The sequence below is a fragment of the Thalassotalea sp. LPB0316 genome, from assembly GCF_014898095.1.
GTDB lineage: Bacteria > Pseudomonadota > Gammaproteobacteria > Enterobacterales > Alteromonadaceae > Thalassotalea_G.
Genome location: NZ_CP062946.1, coordinates 3,046,558 through 3,061,303, shown reverse-complemented (window position 1 = coordinate 3,061,303; position 14,746 = coordinate 3,046,558). Strand labels below are relative to the sequence as shown.

At 41.5% G+C, this 14,746-nt stretch carries 13 protein-coding genes and 1 tRNA gene; 8 read left to right on the top strand and 6 right to left on the bottom strand.

Going from position 1 to position 14,746, the window contains the following annotated elements; translation table 11 throughout:
• Positions 1-40: 40 nt before the first annotated feature.
• Entirely contained in the window at positions 41-2,023 is a 1,983-nt protein-coding gene (tkt, locus tag LP316_RS13795) for a transketolase (RefSeq protein ID WP_193021726.1), read from the bottom strand.
• Between the two features lie 254 nt (positions 2,024-2,277).
• Here tkt and LP316_RS13790 point away from each other — a divergent pair, with 254 nt between their 5' ends.
• The gene (locus LP316_RS13790; RefSeq protein WP_193021725.1) at positions 2,278-3,201 is read left to right on the top strand and encodes a 2-hydroxyacid dehydrogenase; all 924 of its coding nucleotides are present in this window, start codon (positions 2,278-2,280) and stop codon (positions 3,199-3,201) included.
• 349 nt (positions 3,202-3,550) lie between these two features.
• Here LP316_RS13790 and LP316_RS13785 read toward each other — a convergent pair whose 3' ends face one another.
• The 4 genes from LP316_RS13785 to LP316_RS13770 all read right to left on the bottom strand — a co-directional run bounded on the left by LP316_RS13785 (position 3,551) and on the right by LP316_RS13770 (position 6,732).
• On the bottom strand, positions 3,551-3,823 hold the full coding sequence (locus tag LP316_RS13785) for a YgjV family protein (protein ID WP_193021724.1): 273 nt from the start codon (positions 3,821-3,823) through the stop codon (positions 3,551-3,553).
• Positions 3,824-3,954: 131 nt separating this feature from the next.
• Positions 3,955-4,031, bottom strand: a tRNA-Arg gene (locus LP316_RS13780).
• 44 nt (positions 4,032-4,075) lie between these two features.
• Positions 4,076-5,245, bottom strand: coding sequence for a flagella assembly protein FlgT (locus LP316_RS13775; protein ID WP_193021723.1), 1,170 nt, complete (start codon positions 5,243-5,245; stop codon positions 4,076-4,078).
• Between the two features lie 446 nt (positions 5,246-5,691).
• A complete protein-coding gene (locus LP316_RS13770) occupies positions 5,692-6,732 on the bottom strand; it encodes an IS110 family transposase (protein WP_193020570.1) in 1,041 nt (346 codons plus the stop codon).
• Positions 6,733-7,032: 300 nt separating this feature from the next.
• Here LP316_RS13770 and LP316_RS13765 point away from each other — a divergent pair, with 300 nt between their 5' ends.
• Positions 7,033-7,671, top strand: coding sequence for a FlgO family outer membrane protein (locus tag LP316_RS13765; protein WP_193021722.1), 639 nt, complete (start codon positions 7,033-7,035; stop codon positions 7,669-7,671).
• Positions 7,672-7,680: 9 nt separating this feature from the next.
• Entirely contained in the window at positions 7,681-8,136 is a 456-nt protein-coding gene (locus LP316_RS13760) for an LPP20 family lipoprotein (RefSeq protein ID WP_193021721.1), read from the top strand.
• Positions 8,137-8,283: 147 nt separating this feature from the next.
• Here LP316_RS13760 and LP316_RS13755 read toward each other — a convergent pair whose 3' ends face one another.
• Positions 8,284-8,721, bottom strand: coding sequence for a universal stress protein (locus tag LP316_RS13755; protein WP_193021720.1), 438 nt, complete (start codon positions 8,719-8,721; stop codon positions 8,284-8,286).
• Between the two features lie 289 nt (positions 8,722-9,010).
• On the opposite strand from LP316_RS13755, the gene LP316_RS13750 reads away from it, so the two are divergent.
• From LP316_RS13750 to LP316_RS13730, 5 genes are all read left to right on the top strand, one after another.
• Positions 9,011-9,376 (top strand): DUF5329 family protein, encoded by a 366-nt coding sequence (locus LP316_RS13750; protein ID WP_193021719.1) that lies wholly within the window; start codon positions 9,011-9,013, stop codon positions 9,374-9,376.
• Positions 9,376-10,272: an endonuclease/exonuclease/phosphatase family protein gene (locus LP316_RS13745; protein ID WP_193021718.1), complete on the top strand. Its 897-nt coding sequence runs from the start codon at positions 9,376-9,378 to the stop codon at positions 10,270-10,272. The genes LP316_RS13750 and LP316_RS13745 overlap by 1 nt, the downstream gene beginning before the upstream one ends.
• A 110-nt stretch (positions 10,273-10,382) precedes the next feature.
• Positions 10,383-11,798 (top strand): tetratricopeptide repeat protein, encoded by a 1,416-nt coding sequence (locus LP316_RS13740; RefSeq protein WP_193021717.1) that lies wholly within the window; start codon positions 10,383-10,385, stop codon positions 11,796-11,798.
• A 93-nt stretch (positions 11,799-11,891) separates the two neighbouring features.
• Positions 11,892-13,265 carry a DUF3943 domain-containing protein gene (locus tag LP316_RS13735; protein WP_193021716.1) on the top strand — a complete coding sequence of 458 codons (1,374 nt, stop codon included), beginning with the start codon at positions 11,892-11,894 and terminating at the stop codon, positions 13,263-13,265.
• 162 nt (positions 13,266-13,427) lie between these two features.
• Positions 13,428-14,378: a response regulator gene (locus tag LP316_RS13730; protein WP_193021715.1), complete on the top strand. Its 951-nt coding sequence runs from the start codon at positions 13,428-13,430 to the stop codon at positions 14,376-14,378.
• Positions 14,379-14,746 lie beyond the last annotated feature (368 nt).

Here is a 14,746-nt window from a genome sequence, read left to right as displayed (position 1 = left end):
GAGCTTAGTGCTCGGCGCTTGAAGGTGAATTATCGTTTAATTACAGCGAGTTTACCGTATTAACGACATTATCGACTGTAAAACCAAAATGCTCCATTAAAACGCCACCTGGTGCTGACTCACCAAAGGTAGTCATACCGACAACCTTACCGGCAAAGCCTACGTACTTATACCAAAAATCAGTATGGGCAGCTTCAATTGCAACGCGTTTAGTAACTGTCGATGGTAACACTGATTCTTTGTACTCGGCGCTTTGGGCGTCAAAGATATTTGTTGACGGCATAGAGACAACACGGACGTTGTCACCAAGTTGCTCAGCGGCTTTTAATGCAAGTGCAACCTCAGAGCCAGTGGCAATTAAAATAACCTCTGGTGTGCCTACACTGTCTTTTAGGATGTAACCACCTTTAGCGATGTTTTCAACTTGCTCTTCGTTACGTGCTAATGCAGGTAAACCTTGGCGAGAGAACACTAAAGACGTTGGTGCTTGCTGACGCTCTACGGCATTTTTCCATGCAACAGCTGATTCAGTAGCGTCAGCTGGACGCCATGTCACCATATTGGGTGTTGTACGTAAGTTAGTTAACTGCTCGATAGGCTGGTGCGTTGGGCCGTCTTCACCTTGGCCAATTGAATCGTGGGTATACACGAAAATATTTTGGATACCCATTAAGGCAGACATACGCACAGCGTTACGCGCGTATTCCATAAACATCATGAAGGTTGCACCGTAGTTGATGAAACCACCGTGCAATGAAATACCGTTCATAATACCGCTCATACCAAATTCACGCACACCGTAGAAGATGTAGTTACCAGCAGGATCGGTTTCTATGCCTTTAGAGCCAGACCATAGCGTTAAGTTTGAGCCAGCTAAGTCAGCACTACCACCTAATAATTCGGGTAACATTTGGCCAAACGCTTCAATGGTATTTTGCGATGCTTTACGCGACGCGATGTTTTCCGCTTTTGCTTGGGTTTCTTTAATAAACGCATTGGCTTTGGCTTCAAATTCAGCCGGTAAGTCACCCTTGATAACACGACGCTCATATTCAGCAGCCAGTTCAGGATGTGCCGCTTTATAGGCTGAAAACTTTTCATTCCAACTCGCTTGGTTAGCTTGACCTTTGTCTTGTTGGTTCCAGTCACTTGCGATGTCGGCTGGGATTTCAAATGGTGCATGTGGCCAGTTCAAAAACTCACGTGCTGCTGCTATTTCTTCTTCACCTAGTGGCGCGCCGTGACAGTCATGAGATCCTGATTTGTTCGGTGAGCCAAAACCAATCACGGTTTTACAGCAAATCATAGTTGGTTTGTCGGTGACTGATTTAGCTTCGATAATCGCTGCGTTGATTGCTTCAGGGTTATGACCATCAACATCAGCAATTACGTGCCAACCATATGAGGCAAAACGCGCAGGTGTATCGTCAGTAAACCAACCTTCAACGTGGCCATCGATAGAAATGCCGTTGTCGTCCCAAAATGCGATTAATTTGCCTAGGCCTAACGTACCAGCTAGTGAACAAGCTTCGTGTGAAATACCTTCCATTAAACAGCCGTCACCTAAGAAACAGTAGGTGAAGTGATCAACAATATCGTGGCCATCACGGTTAAATTGAGCTGCCAACGTTTTTTCGGCAATCGCCATCCCCACGGCGTTTGAAATACCAGCGCCTAATGGGCCTGTTGTTGTTTCAACACCTGGCGTGTAACCGTATTCTGGGTGACCAGGTGTTTTAGAATGTAGTTGACGGAAGTTTTCAAGCTCCGACATTGGTAGGTCGTAGCCAGTTAAGTGTAGAAGCGAATATATCAACATTGAGCCATGACCGTTTGACAAGATAAAGCGGTCACGATCAACCCATTTTGGGTCAGTAGGGTTGTGTTTTAGGTGATCGCGCCATAATACTTCAGCGATATCTGCCATACCCATAGGTGCACCAGGGTGTCCTGATTTTGCTTTTTGTACGGCATCCATACTTAAAACACGAATAGCGTTGGCCAATTGTTGACGAGAAGGCATAGTTGCTCCTGAACTTGGTTTATTTTTTGATGAAAAGAAAAGTTGCGGTATTCTCGCTTACCGACGGATTTACTGCAAATATTATTCTCTTATTTCTTGTATGTTTTTTGTTATCTAGCAATGAGATGGACGTGATTAAAACTGTCCAATTGGTAGGGAAGCCATCAATATTTTTGCCGATATCAAGAGAAAACTTTTGCTATATTACCGACTTAGGCTAATCACTTGTTGTCATCAAAAGAGAGTTTTTTATTATGTCTATCGCTTTAGTGATCACTGATCGCAATGCTGAAAAGTTACGAGTATTATTACAGCAACGACTTCCCGAGGTTAAAATCCAGCTGTGGCCTGACATATCGTCTCCTGAGGAAGTGACCTATGCCGTGATGTGGAAACACCCCGTTGATATATGGCAACAGCTGCCAAATATTAAAGTAGCGCAATCGCTAGGGGCAGGGGTTGATCACTTTACTTTCGATCAAGCAATACCTGAACATGTGATTTTATCTCGTATTGTTGTCGATTCGCTTGCTCAGCAAATGGCTGAATATGTTCTTGGTGTGATGTTAATGCGCCAATGTCGATTGACAGAATTTGCCGAGCAACAAATACAACAGCGCTGGAAATTTCAGCGCCGATTACAAGGTAAACGGGTATTGGTGTTAGGTGTCGGTCAAATTGGCGATGTCGTTGCACGTCAATTGCAGCTTAATGGATTTGACGTGACAGGCTGGTCTAGAACGGTACAAACAGATAAAAACTACCCTTGTATTCAAGGTAAGCAGGCGCTGTATGATGCTTTAGCAGACTGTGATTACGCAGTGAACCTATTGCCAGACACTCAAGCGACTCGGTTATTGATCGATCGTGAATTTTTATCAGCTTGTAGTCAACAAACCTGGCTGATTAATGTTGGCCGAGGTAATACTATCAATGAAGAACACCTGCTTGAAGCGTGTCGTAATGGAGATATTTCCGGTGCAACACTTGACGTATTTCAACAAGAGCCTTTACCTGAAAAACACCCATTTTGGCAGCAGCCGAATATTAATATTACGCCACATATTGCCGCGATAACTGATCAGCAAGAGATCATCGAACAAATCGCTGACAATTACATCGCGATGACTCAAGAACAAGCGATAAAACACAAAGTGGATAAAAGTATCGGTTATTGAGCAATATCTTGACAAAAATCAATGAATCAGTCGCTAAAATGATGCTAATGTGTTGAAATCGTTTTACTAATAACGTAATGTTGATTTGTTAAGAGTCGAAAAAATAATAACGATAACTCTGAAGGCAAAAAATGAATAGGTCGTCTCCTAGGGGATTGAAGTTGACCACTGTGATGCTAGCCGTAGCGATATTAGGTTTATCCGCCTTTTTCAGCAATAGCGCCACAGATGGAGATAGGGACATTGTGATAGAGCAAGAAAATTAAAAGCTCAAGGATTTAACGATTAAAAAACCCGCATTAGCGGGTTTTTTTATGTCTGTAAATTTTTTGTACGGGCAATAGTGAGCTTAGCTGTACTCTAATTCATCTTCTAAGCGAGTTTTTCCACGTTTGAATAGTTTATTAAATTTGAACTTGAATAAATACGCGCCATTGATCGCGAGAATAATGACATTGGAAATCATACCTTGAACGACATCAATATGAGTGTAATAAACCCCTAAGCATAGACAACCTGTGAAGGTTACTAACCTGAGTTTAATCATATCTTTAACAAAAAATGCACCAATACATAAGGCTAAACCTAGCCAACTGATGATGTCGAAGAACATTTCGTTCATTAGTGGGTATTACTCCGTTTGTTTAATTACGTGGTCAAAAAAAGAGCGCGCATTATCAAGATTTAATGCACATTAAACAAACGAAAAAAATTACTATTTCGCATTAGTTAATCTAATGCTGAGTGAGAGGGTGGCGTCCCTGAGACGATTCGAACGTCCGACCCTTCGCTTAGGAGGCGAATGCTCTATCCAGCTGAGCTACAGGGACATTGACACTTAATATACCAAATATTAACTTTATTACTATTTAAATTAATATCTTACTGCTAAATCATTGTGCTGGATGTTGCCGAGGGTTTCATCGTTTTGAGTAACAGCAGTAGCGCTATCTTGAGTGACCTTAGTAATGGTAACTTTATAAGGGCTGAGCGTATATCCTGTATATTGTTTACCATTGTTAGCGATAAAATTTTCTTGGTGTAATAGCGAGAATTCATCACCAATTTGTACGCCGTGACGTTTACCAATATTTAAGATGAGTTGGTTATTACCTGCGTGAATAATTTTAGCTTGTGATGGTTGGCACATTAAGGATTCATCTAAGTCCATCACCGCTTGTTCTAAAATTCGATTAATGCCTAGGCCGTAAGGGCTTGTTTGGAATTGATTACTGGCAACGTCAACTTGCTCGCGGTATTTATATGTCCAAGGCGATGCCGCACTATATTGCTGCTCAAGAAAGGACTCTCCAGTGTTGCCATCAAATAGGTGGATCCTGATAGCAAAGTTTCGCGGTAGAATATCATTTTGCCAAAACTTCCAACTGTTGGTTGGTTCTTGCTCAAATGATAGGTCGGTAATTTCGGTGTAAAGAATAAACTGACTTTGGGTCATATTAGCAATACTAATAGTCAAATCTTTCAGCTTATCTTGATTAAAACTATCAATGTAACGACCGAACTCAGTTGTATTATTGAGCGCAAGTTGGGTTTGCATATAACGGGTGTTATTTTGAAGTTGTTCATTCAGTTGGTAGGCGATTTGCCTGTCCAGTTGGTAAATTCCACCTATATTGGCTTGTTCTCGGTATTTAATATGGGCTTTCGTCACTAACAAGCGCTTTTGGTAGTCGGCGGCAAAACACTGTTTCTCTTGCGGAAAAATGTCAGCGCGAATGGTGACAGTAACGACATCATCCTGGTAGTACTCTTCGACAATTTCAAAACCATTAACGACGCCACTAGCTCTAACATTGAGTTCGTCTTTGGTCATTAGGCCGTTGACGACTTGCTGAACACTCGAGACGGATGCTCCAGCGACGAGTAACGCTTTTTTTAGCGCATTTTCGGTAGCTCGTGTTTTAGCAATTTTCTTTCCGCTACTATCAATAAATGAACTCCCTGAAGCTTGGAACCACTCAGCATAAGCTGGTGTGGTATTTAACAGGAGAGTGATCAACGAAAGTTTAGCTAGTTTACTCATAAAAAATCTGTCACGCTTTTGGCACTGAATCTAATGATTATCGATAATGCATTTATTATGCCGAAGCTTTTTAAAAAGGTTCAAAGGTTGTAAGGTTTAAAGGTTGCAAGGTTCAAAGGTTGTAAGGTTTAAAGGTTGCAAGGTTTAAAGGTTGCAAGGTTCAAAGGTTGTAAGGCCAGAACAAAGTGTCATTCCCGTATATGGACTCCCGGATAATTACAACCTATTTTTTGCAATGTTAAGTAGGAAAGGTGCGTCCGTATATTCGGGCTCTATTTGAGTAGCGAACTCTGGCCCCTGATGTATTCGCACCTCCATGCCTCATCGAGGTGACGGTATTTTATACCGAGGGAATGAGCAGGCTCTTGGAGGTCGGTCTTACCTATTTTTTAATCGCATTAAATAAAGATGTAATTTCCTATAACTTAATTGATGGGTTGTCTAATTTAGTGGTGTAGCTCAGCTGGTTTTTGATATTGACTATCATGGCTTAACATCGCCCAAGCGGTTCGAACCGTTTTGTTGGCTAATGCTACCGCCGCTTTTTTAAGACTACCTTTTGCTATCAACTGTTTAATCCATATTTCTTTGTTGTTTTTAGGTTGCCGTTTATCCACGACTTTCACATAAGCCAAAGCACCTTGGATTAACGTTGAGCGTAGCCGTTTGTTACCACACTTTTTACCTATGGTACCGAGTACAATATTTCCTCCGGTACTATATTGCTTCGGTGTAAGGCCTATACAAGCCGAGGCTTCTCGCCCATTTTTAAAACTACTACCTTGATTTCCAAGGGCAATATAAAGGCCAAGCGCATTAACCGGCCCGACACCTTCTAGTGCCATTAGAGACTGGCATTGCGCTTGCTGTTTAATCAGTAAGCCTAGTTGTTTTTCAATGTGTTGCTCTTGCGCTTCGATAACTAAATACAGTTGATACATATTGCTTATTTGCTCTCGAAAAGCAAAAGGCAGCTCGTTTTCTCCATCCTCGAGTATTTCAGGAATGCGCTTTTTAAATGCCGAAATACCTTTGGGGATGGTGATGCCAAATTCAGATATTAACGCCCTAAGCATATTACTCATTGCTGTTAACTGGTCACTCAGATGTTGACGCATTCTTTCTATCGACTGTAAACCTTGTTGCTCAACGGTTTTGATGGCTACAGACTTTACTCTCGGTTGTTTTGAAGCTACGCCTATTGCCAAGGCGTCGTTCTTATCGGTTTTATGGCCCTGGCGAAAGGGGGTAACGGATTTGGTCGGGATGATTTTTGCCTTGTGACCGTGTTGCTCTGCAAATCTAGCCCAGTAATGTGAAGAGCCACAGGCTTCCATGACAACGGTCGCTGGTTTCTGCTTAATTAACCAATTAGTTAATGATGCCCTAGTAAAACTTCTATCTGTGAGCACTTTGTTTTTATCTGTTATAACACAGGCATGAAAAGAAGACTTTGCTAAATCGATGGCAATAACGTTATTATTCATTTGTATGGACTCCAAGGTAAAAGTTTAGGCACTTATTACGTTACTCCCCCAGAGGGAGGGAGTCCATACATCGAGGTGTTTTAATCGGGAATCTTTTGTTGAAGGTATAAAGGTATAAAACATTCCGACATTCCAACATTCCGACATTCCAACATTCCAACATTCCGACATTCCAACATTCCGACATTCCAGCATTCCAACATTCCAGCATTCCAACATTCCAGCATTCAAGAGTTGGCGTAAAAAATGCTTAAACTCTACTAGTAAAGACAAATAACGACCCACTAAGGGGAAATATTTATGAAGCACTGGCTTGCAATTGCTTTACCAAGTTTACTGGTAGCATGCTCATCTTCACAACAACCAACATCAGCTTATTACGCTCATGAACAGCTACCAAGCGAGCAAATTACTACGGCGAATATGCCTGTGCACGCAATCAATGATGTTGTCAAAGCTATGGCTAATAACTTAGTTAAATCAAGTGATTACGTTTCATCAAAAACGCCGCTGGCGGTTGCGTCATTTGTAAATTTAGATGATCTAGAGTCAACTCATTGGTTGGGTAATCAATTGGCTGAAAGTTTGGTCTATGAGTTACAACACTATGGCCTAACGGTGATTGATTATAAAACGACAGGTAGTATTCGGGTAACGCCCGAGGGTGATTTTGTTCAAAGTAGAGACTGGCAACAATTGCCGGCTCGCCAATTAATTGACTATGTTGTTACCGGTACTATGACCAAACAAGATGGCGGTGTGTTAGTTAATGCCAAAATTATTGGCATGCAATCTCATGTTGTTGTCGCAACCTCACAAGCGTACATTCCTGATTGGGTGATCGGTGAGCAGATATCACAGCAACAAAATGTAAAAATGCAAAATGGCAAGCTGTATCGAGATTCTCAAGCTGTTCAAAAAAGCAATGAAGCGAAATAGGAGCAAATAATGAAAAATATCTTGATAGCACTATTTCTAACGGCAATGGTTGCTGGCTGCTCTAGTGTTGATAAGCACGTGCAATATGAGCGCGTTAAACCTGAAAAATTCCCCGTGTTAACGGCAATAGGGTATGCGCCGATAAGTCTGCAAAAGTCTGATAATGAAACGCAGCGCATGTTAATGGCGATTAACGCGTCAAAAATTGCGGCATATGCCGAGCTCGCAGAGCAAGTTTATGGTCAACAAATTACCGGTAGTACGACCATGGCAGATTTAATTGTTGCGGATCAGGTGTTAACGGCAAAAATCCAAGGGGTTATCAGAGGTGCAAAGGTGATCAAAAGTTATCCCGTTGGTGATACCTACACAACTGAGCTAGCATTAGATTTTGAGGATGTTTATCACGTGTATGAAGTGATGCATGTTGAAAAACGAGTTAAAGATGTAACCTATTCTTGGTAAAGAGTACCAGCCACTAAGCTAAGAACATTATACGTACTTAGCTCAGTGGCTAATAGCTGACTAGGTAAGCTAAATTCAGAGATACATAAAGCCAAAAGTGCGACATATTGTTGTGCATTTGGCTTTCTATTTTTATTGCCGCTATCGCTAAGGAACTAAAACCACAGGGATCCCTGCTTTGTGCGCAATTTTATTAGCAACACTGCCGAGCAGAATATCGACAAACCTTGAGCGACCTCTGCGGCCCATAAATAGCATGTTGGCGCGTTCGTGTTTGGCACATTCATGCAAAACATCAACGGGATCACCCCAAAGCAGTTGATAGCTCATCTCAACACCGCTGTCTTGGTATGTATCGAGTAAAGGTTTAATGACTTTTTCTAGGGTTTCGTCTTGGACATTACCCTTATCGATAACATAAGGCTCGTTGCCTTCCATTAAAATGGGTTGGATTTTGCCAAATTCAATAACCGAAATTAGCTCGACTTGTGCATTTGTTTGTTTAGCAAGGTTGATAGCGCGCATCACCGCTCTTTCACTCCACTCGCTACCATCAACACCGACAATATATAAAGGCTTTTTCATTTTGTTTTCCTCCTTTAATTAACAATAACAATGAGATGCTGTTTCGGCAAATCGCTTTTATGCCCTAGATCAAGCTTTTGCTTAGTATTTTGTTTGGCATTTTGTTCGGTATAGTGTCGCTTTGCAAAAATCATCGCTACAGCTACTACATACAACATACTTAGTTACATAGATGTAAAACAATTGTTGTGTATTTGCGCTTTAATGTTACTGGTACATAAATGTCACAGAATCTACTTGTTATGCGAGATATAGTGATTTTTGTCATCTTTAGCTAGTGGTGTAATACATGATTCATCTTGTTTTTGTTTTGTTGTTAAGTTTCTTTAGCACTTTTACCTTTGCAGGAAATAGCGAGATAGTTGAGCATGAAATCGCTTATTTAATTCATGCCGTGGAACAAAGTGGTTGTACATTTCATCGCAATGGCGAGATCCACGATGCACCGAGTGCAGCAGATCATTTGCGATTAAAGCTGAGGCGGGGTAAAAAATTTGCCGACAGCGCTGAGCACTTTATTGAACGCTTGGCAAGTAAAAGCTCGTGGACGGGCAAGGCCTATCATTTGGAGTGTCAACCGGGTGAGCTGATGATGGTTGAATCTTGGATGATCGATAAGCTCATTGAATATCGTCAGCAACAGAGTAATAAGTAGTGCGTCTGAACATCGTTCATTGGTTGATTGTTATTAGCCTAAATTGGTCGGCTAATTCGGTTTTTGGCGCTATGTTTGAGCAAGAAGAGGCTTTGATTCCTCAGCTTCATCACTCGGTGGCAGATGTGTATTCAACAACACAACCCACCAAACTCAAATTGTTAACGCTCAATCTAGCTCACGGTCGTGGCGATAGCGTGAGCCAATTGTTGTTATCTAAAGAAAAAATAAAAGAAAATTTAAATCAAATAGGTCAGTTTTTATCGTATGAAAATGCTGATGTTGTCGCGCTGCAGGAGGCTGATGCAGCATCTTGGTGGAGCGGAGAATTTGATCACGTCGCTTATCTTGCGGGGTTGGCAGGCTATCGATATTACATTCACGGTAAACATGTTGATCGATTTTTTGGTCGCTATGGCACGGCAATTTTATCTAAGTACCCAATAACAAATAGCTTTAGTTATCGTTTTGCACCGACACCACCAACACCTAGCAAAGGGTTTGTTGTCGGGCAAATTAATTTGCCTTGTGCTACTGAGCCAACAAACTGTCACCCCATTGATATTTACTCAATCCATCTCGACTTTTCGCGGCAAAGTAAACGCTTGGAGCAAATTGCCCAGTTAAATGCGGTGCGCCAGCAACGACAAGTGCCGAGTATATTACTGGGAGATTTTAATGCTACTTGGCAGGGGGGGAATAAAGTCATTGGTACTATCTTGTCTGATAGGTCCCTAACAACCTATTTTAAATACTCTAATAGTCATAACACCTATGGTAACAAACGGTTAGACTGGATCTTTATTCCTAAAACGATGGCTTTTCTCGATTATCAAGTTGCTGACCAAGTGTTATCAGATCATCAAGCGGTTGTTGCAACGGTGTTAATGGAGTGATTAGCTGTCTTTTACAGGCGTTGATGGCTTTGAAAGTTCGCCTGAACGTGCTAGGTTAACCTCTGTTTTATCCGCGAAATATCGCTATTTCTGATTACAAAAATAATAATATGTTACGCCACTATTTTTTGATCATGTGTTGTTTGATCAGGTTTGCGGTTATCGCCGAGCCAAGTCCGTTTGACCAACGTGTCAGTCAAAGCATTGAAATCGATGATTATAACCTTGCTATTGAGGCGTTAAAGTCACTTGAAGGTAATAGTCTGTCGACATCAGAACAATCATTACTCAATCTGAGTTACGCAGATGTTGCTATTCGCCATGGCCAAATTCAAGATGCACTCGCGTATGCTTTGCAAGCAAGTCGATACGCGCAATCGCAGCGTTTGTTAGAGGATGTTGCTAAAGCAAACAAACTTGAGGCTGTTACCTATTACTACTTGGGTGACTACGATAAAGCGATTGATGGTTATCAAGCAACGCTAGTGCATTATCGAATGGTCAATGATTATGTGCAACAGGCAAACTTACTCAATAATATAGGCTTGGCCAATATTAGGGTTGCCGAATATGACAATGCGCTAGTCGCTTATTCTGAAGCACAGTCCTTGTATCAACAATACGGCAGTGTAGAGGACCAAATTGACATAAAACACAACTTGGCTGTGTTATATATCAGTTTACGCCAATACGACAATGCTATTGCGCACTACGAAGAAGTTTTACAGTGGCATAAAGCGAACTCAAGCCAAGCCCAAATCATGCATATTTATGGTGAATACAGTGTGCCGCTCAAGTTGGCACAGCAGTATCAACGGGCACTTGAATATGGTCTATTAGCTGTTGAGTATTATCGAGATACCAATAATCCTTATGCATTAGCTTCAGCCTTGCACAACGCATCTGAAGTTCACTTCGAGCTGGAAAATTATCAAGCTGCCGGCGAGTTAGCAGGACAAGCGATAACGATGGCTCGAGAAATTGGTCATCAAAAGGCGTTATCTGGTGCGTTATATACGTTAGCTAAAACACGGTTTGTTTTCCAAGACACCGAGCAAGCAATCGAATATCTAAGCCAAGCTCAAGCAATTGCCACAGAAGCAAATGATCAAGCGCTAGAGCTGCCAATTCGCTGGCTGTTTGCCATGTTGCACGCCAATCAAGGAAACAATCGAGAAGCGCTCGACGCCATGCAGATCGCGATCAATCAACAAAATAAGTTAAATAACATCAGTTTGAATACAAAACTTGCGCGTTATCAATCAAAAATGCTCGCTCAGGAAGTTAATCAATTAAAACACGCTAAAGCGTTAGAAGAACTCAGGGCAAAACAAGTATTTGAGTACTGGGTAGCGGTAGTGATTTGTTTGGTATTATTTGGTTTTCTAAGCTTCGTGCTGTATCGACGCAACGTAGAACGCAGAGCGAATTCGCTATTGACACAAAAAATGCTAGAGCGAACCAAGCAGATTGAAGAGCTAAATCGCGAGTTATCATTGAGTTCTCAATCAAAAGTCAACCAATGATGATATTGCGTTATTGAGAAAATTATTGATTTTATTGTTTGTTAACCTAAGGTAAACGTATAATTGATAAAAACTGACAACCAAGGAAATCTTATGCCTGTTGGACTTCGGCACTCCTTTCTAATTAGCCTTTTATTTTTATCTTCTTTTTCTGTGTTAAGTAATGAACAGACCGAGTCTAGTGACGAGCTTACCGAGGTTGAACGGGTCGTCAGTTCGCGTATTGGCAGTAGTATTTGGGAACAACAAGATCCTTACAAAGTACAGTACGACGATCCTTATAAAATTTCACTGTTCGATGCCCAAAATGGTGAGGACAGTGCCCGGCTTTGGTCGCAAACAAAATCAATCTTTGGTTATGGCTTTGGTGTTATCGGGGTCATCTGGTTGTTGCCTGACGAAATTTCTAACTGGGATAAAGATGGTAAATTCCTGAAAAAATGGGGCGACAACGTTACCAACCCACCCGTTTGGGACAGAGATGTCTTTTGGATCAACTATTTAGGTCATCCATATTTTGGTGGTGTTTATTATCAAGCGGCAAGAAAGTCGGGCTATCGTCAATGGGACTCATTTATGTACTCATTTTTGATGTCGACTTTTTATTGGGAGTACGGTGTTGAAGCTTTTGCTGAGCGCCCGTCAATTCAAGATTTAGTTGTAACACCTGTGCTTGGCTGGGTAGTCGGGGAGTACATGTTCCAAACCGAGCAAAGTATTCTTGCTAACGGCGGTAAGGTGATGGGCAAAGAATGGTTGGGTTCAACCGCATTGTTTTTCTTAGATCCTGTTGATAGCCTTGGCCGCGGCATTAATAACCTGTTCGATCGCGACATTGTGCGCGCCGGCACTGGCTTTATCTCTGTTCATGAAGTACCTGTTGGCAACAATGGTGATAACGAAACCATGGTGCGTTACAACATAGAATACACCCTAGGCAGTGGTGGCCGCCAAAGAGCGAGCTACCAAAGTTATGACTACACCAAAGTCACTGGTGATCCTGTCGATACCAGTATTGTTGGTATTGGTGTAGGCCTTGGTCAAACAAGTTTAGATGACGACTGGGGGGTGGAAAACGCAACAACATTAAATGCATCGCTTGGTTTATATTTTTCTCGAAAGTACTCATTGCGCCTACAATACGCTCGAGGCCATGCTGATGATTTAGTCTCCGGCGAAGAATACACCTATGAAAACTATGGTTTGAGTGGCCAACGTTACTTTCAAACAGATAAAGATTTGCGTCCGTTCTTAAGCTTAGGTTTTGGCGAGGAAATGAAAGACCAAGATCGCGACCGCTCAACCTTTGTCACCAGTTTAGGAGCAGGGCTGTACTACAAACTTAATAACAATTGGAGCATTGAAGGTGAGGCAAAAAGGTTGATTAGTACGCGCTATAAAACTCGGGACGATTTATTTAGCCTAAACCTGATTTATCGCTTTAATAAAGGTGAGTGGTTAGAGTAATTTAGCGGTTAAATGACCCTATTATTAGGGTATATGTTGCAAAATTGTTAGCGCTCTAGTAGTTTGTTGGTTGGAAATTAAACACTTACCAAACTGCCACAACAAGATGAGCGCTAATTTCACTGTGCGGGTTGGTAGCTATAACAATAATAAGGAAAGCCAATGTCCGTAGAAACTATCTATAAAGTTATTTTATACCCGTTTATCAAAGAATCTATCGCAAGCCTAAGTTCAATGACAGAACTTACGGGTGATGCTGGCGAAGCTTTTGTCGACAGCGTTGATGATTTTCGCTTCAAAGGCTACGCTGTTTGCTCTGATATTACTGGCGGGCTCGACGGGGTGATTATGATGCATCACTATCCTGAAACAGCCATCGCAATTGGTAATTCTGTATGCGAAAAAATGTTTGATGAAACCTTTGATTACGAAGAAATTAACGAAGAGTTGAGTCATGCCTTAGCCGAGTGGGGTAATACTATTGTTGGTCGCTCAACTGAGCTGCATGGTCGCTACAATTTAGATTACGACTTTTCAAGCCCATACTTTGTTCACGATGTTAACGATATGGACCAATACCTTGAAGGTGTAAAAGAAGTTATTACAGTGCCAATTATGGTTGAAGGTGTGGGTCGTTACTATTTCAATTTATTAATTCGCAATGTGTCCTATCAAGAAATAAGCGACAAACAACCTGCCTCTAACGTAACAGGTATCGCCAACCCATACTCTACAGAACTACCGACATCGTCAAAGATCTTATTAGTTGATGATAGCCTGATGATTCGCAAAGCGATGAAGCGCTACCTAAACCAACTAGGTTATGAAAATGTCATTGAAGCTGATGATGGTCATAGCGCTGTCGAGCAGGTTAAAGCACAAAATCCAGACTTTATGTTTATGGACGTTGTCATGAATGACATTAATGGTAATGAAGCACTGCGTATGATTCGTGAAATGGGGAGCGACATTCCAGTGGTTATGCTGTCATCGGTAACGGATCAGAAACTCGTTAGCGAATGCGAAGCACATGGGGTTTCTGGTTTTATTTTTAAACCTATTCAAGCCGATAGCGGTGCAGCAATTATTAAAGATTACCTAAAAATCGCGTAATAGCTTGAATGCTCAATAGACGATGCCAAAGCCGATGTTTAATCGGCTTTTTTATTCGTTGGCTTAGATGGGGTAGAGGGAAGCGTCGATATTACAGTGAACGTTGATTACCACGCAGTATTCAAGTGACTTTAAATCCAGATGGCAAAACATACAAAATAACGGGATTGCCAAAACACAAAAGTATTTTTCAGCCAAACGAATATTGCTTTGTGCCAATGGCGGAATTAAGTTTTCTTTATAAGATTGTTGCTATGAAGCAATTAACTCAATTTTTTACTATAGCAAAGCGTCATACCCGCGAATGCATACATGGATGTAAGTAAGTAGAATAATGCAGGAGCAATTATCGAGGCGGGAACCTCATA

Coding starts and splice junctions, on each gene's coding strand:
- tkt (WP_193021726.1), bottom strand. CDS start 2,023: ATGCCTTCTCGTCAACAATTGGCCAACGCTATTCGTGTTTTAAGTATG.
- LP316_RS13790 (WP_193021725.1), top strand. CDS start 2,278: ATGTCTATCGCTTTAGTGATCACTGATCGCAATGCTGAAAAGTTACGA.
- LP316_RS13785 (WP_193021724.1), bottom strand. CDS start 3,823: ATGAACGAAATGTTCTTCGACATCATCAGTTGGCTAGGTTTAGCCTTA.
- LP316_RS13775 (WP_193021723.1), bottom strand. CDS start 5,245: ATGAGTAAACTAGCTAAACTTTCGTTGATCACTCTCCTGTTAAATACC.
- LP316_RS13770 (WP_193020570.1), bottom strand. CDS start 6,732: ATGAATAATAACGTTATTGCCATCGATTTAGCAAAGTCTTCTTTTCAT.
- LP316_RS13765 (WP_193021722.1), top strand. CDS start 7,033: ATGAAGCACTGGCTTGCAATTGCTTTACCAAGTTTACTGGTAGCATGC.
- LP316_RS13760 (WP_193021721.1), top strand. CDS start 7,681: ATGAAAAATATCTTGATAGCACTATTTCTAACGGCAATGGTTGCTGGC.
- LP316_RS13755 (WP_193021720.1), bottom strand. CDS start 8,721: ATGAAAAAGCCTTTATATATTGTCGGTGTTGATGGTAGCGAGTGGAGT.
- LP316_RS13750 (WP_193021719.1), top strand. CDS start 9,011: ATGATTCATCTTGTTTTTGTTTTGTTGTTAAGTTTCTTTAGCACTTTT.
- LP316_RS13740 (WP_193021717.1), top strand. CDS start 10,383: ATGTTACGCCACTATTTTTTGATCATGTGTTGTTTGATCAGGTTTGCG.
- LP316_RS13735 (WP_193021716.1), top strand. CDS start 11,892: ATGCCTGTTGGACTTCGGCACTCCTTTCTAATTAGCCTTTTATTTTTA.
- LP316_RS13730 (WP_193021715.1), top strand. CDS start 13,428: ATGTCCGTAGAAACTATCTATAAAGTTATTTTATACCCGTTTATCAAA.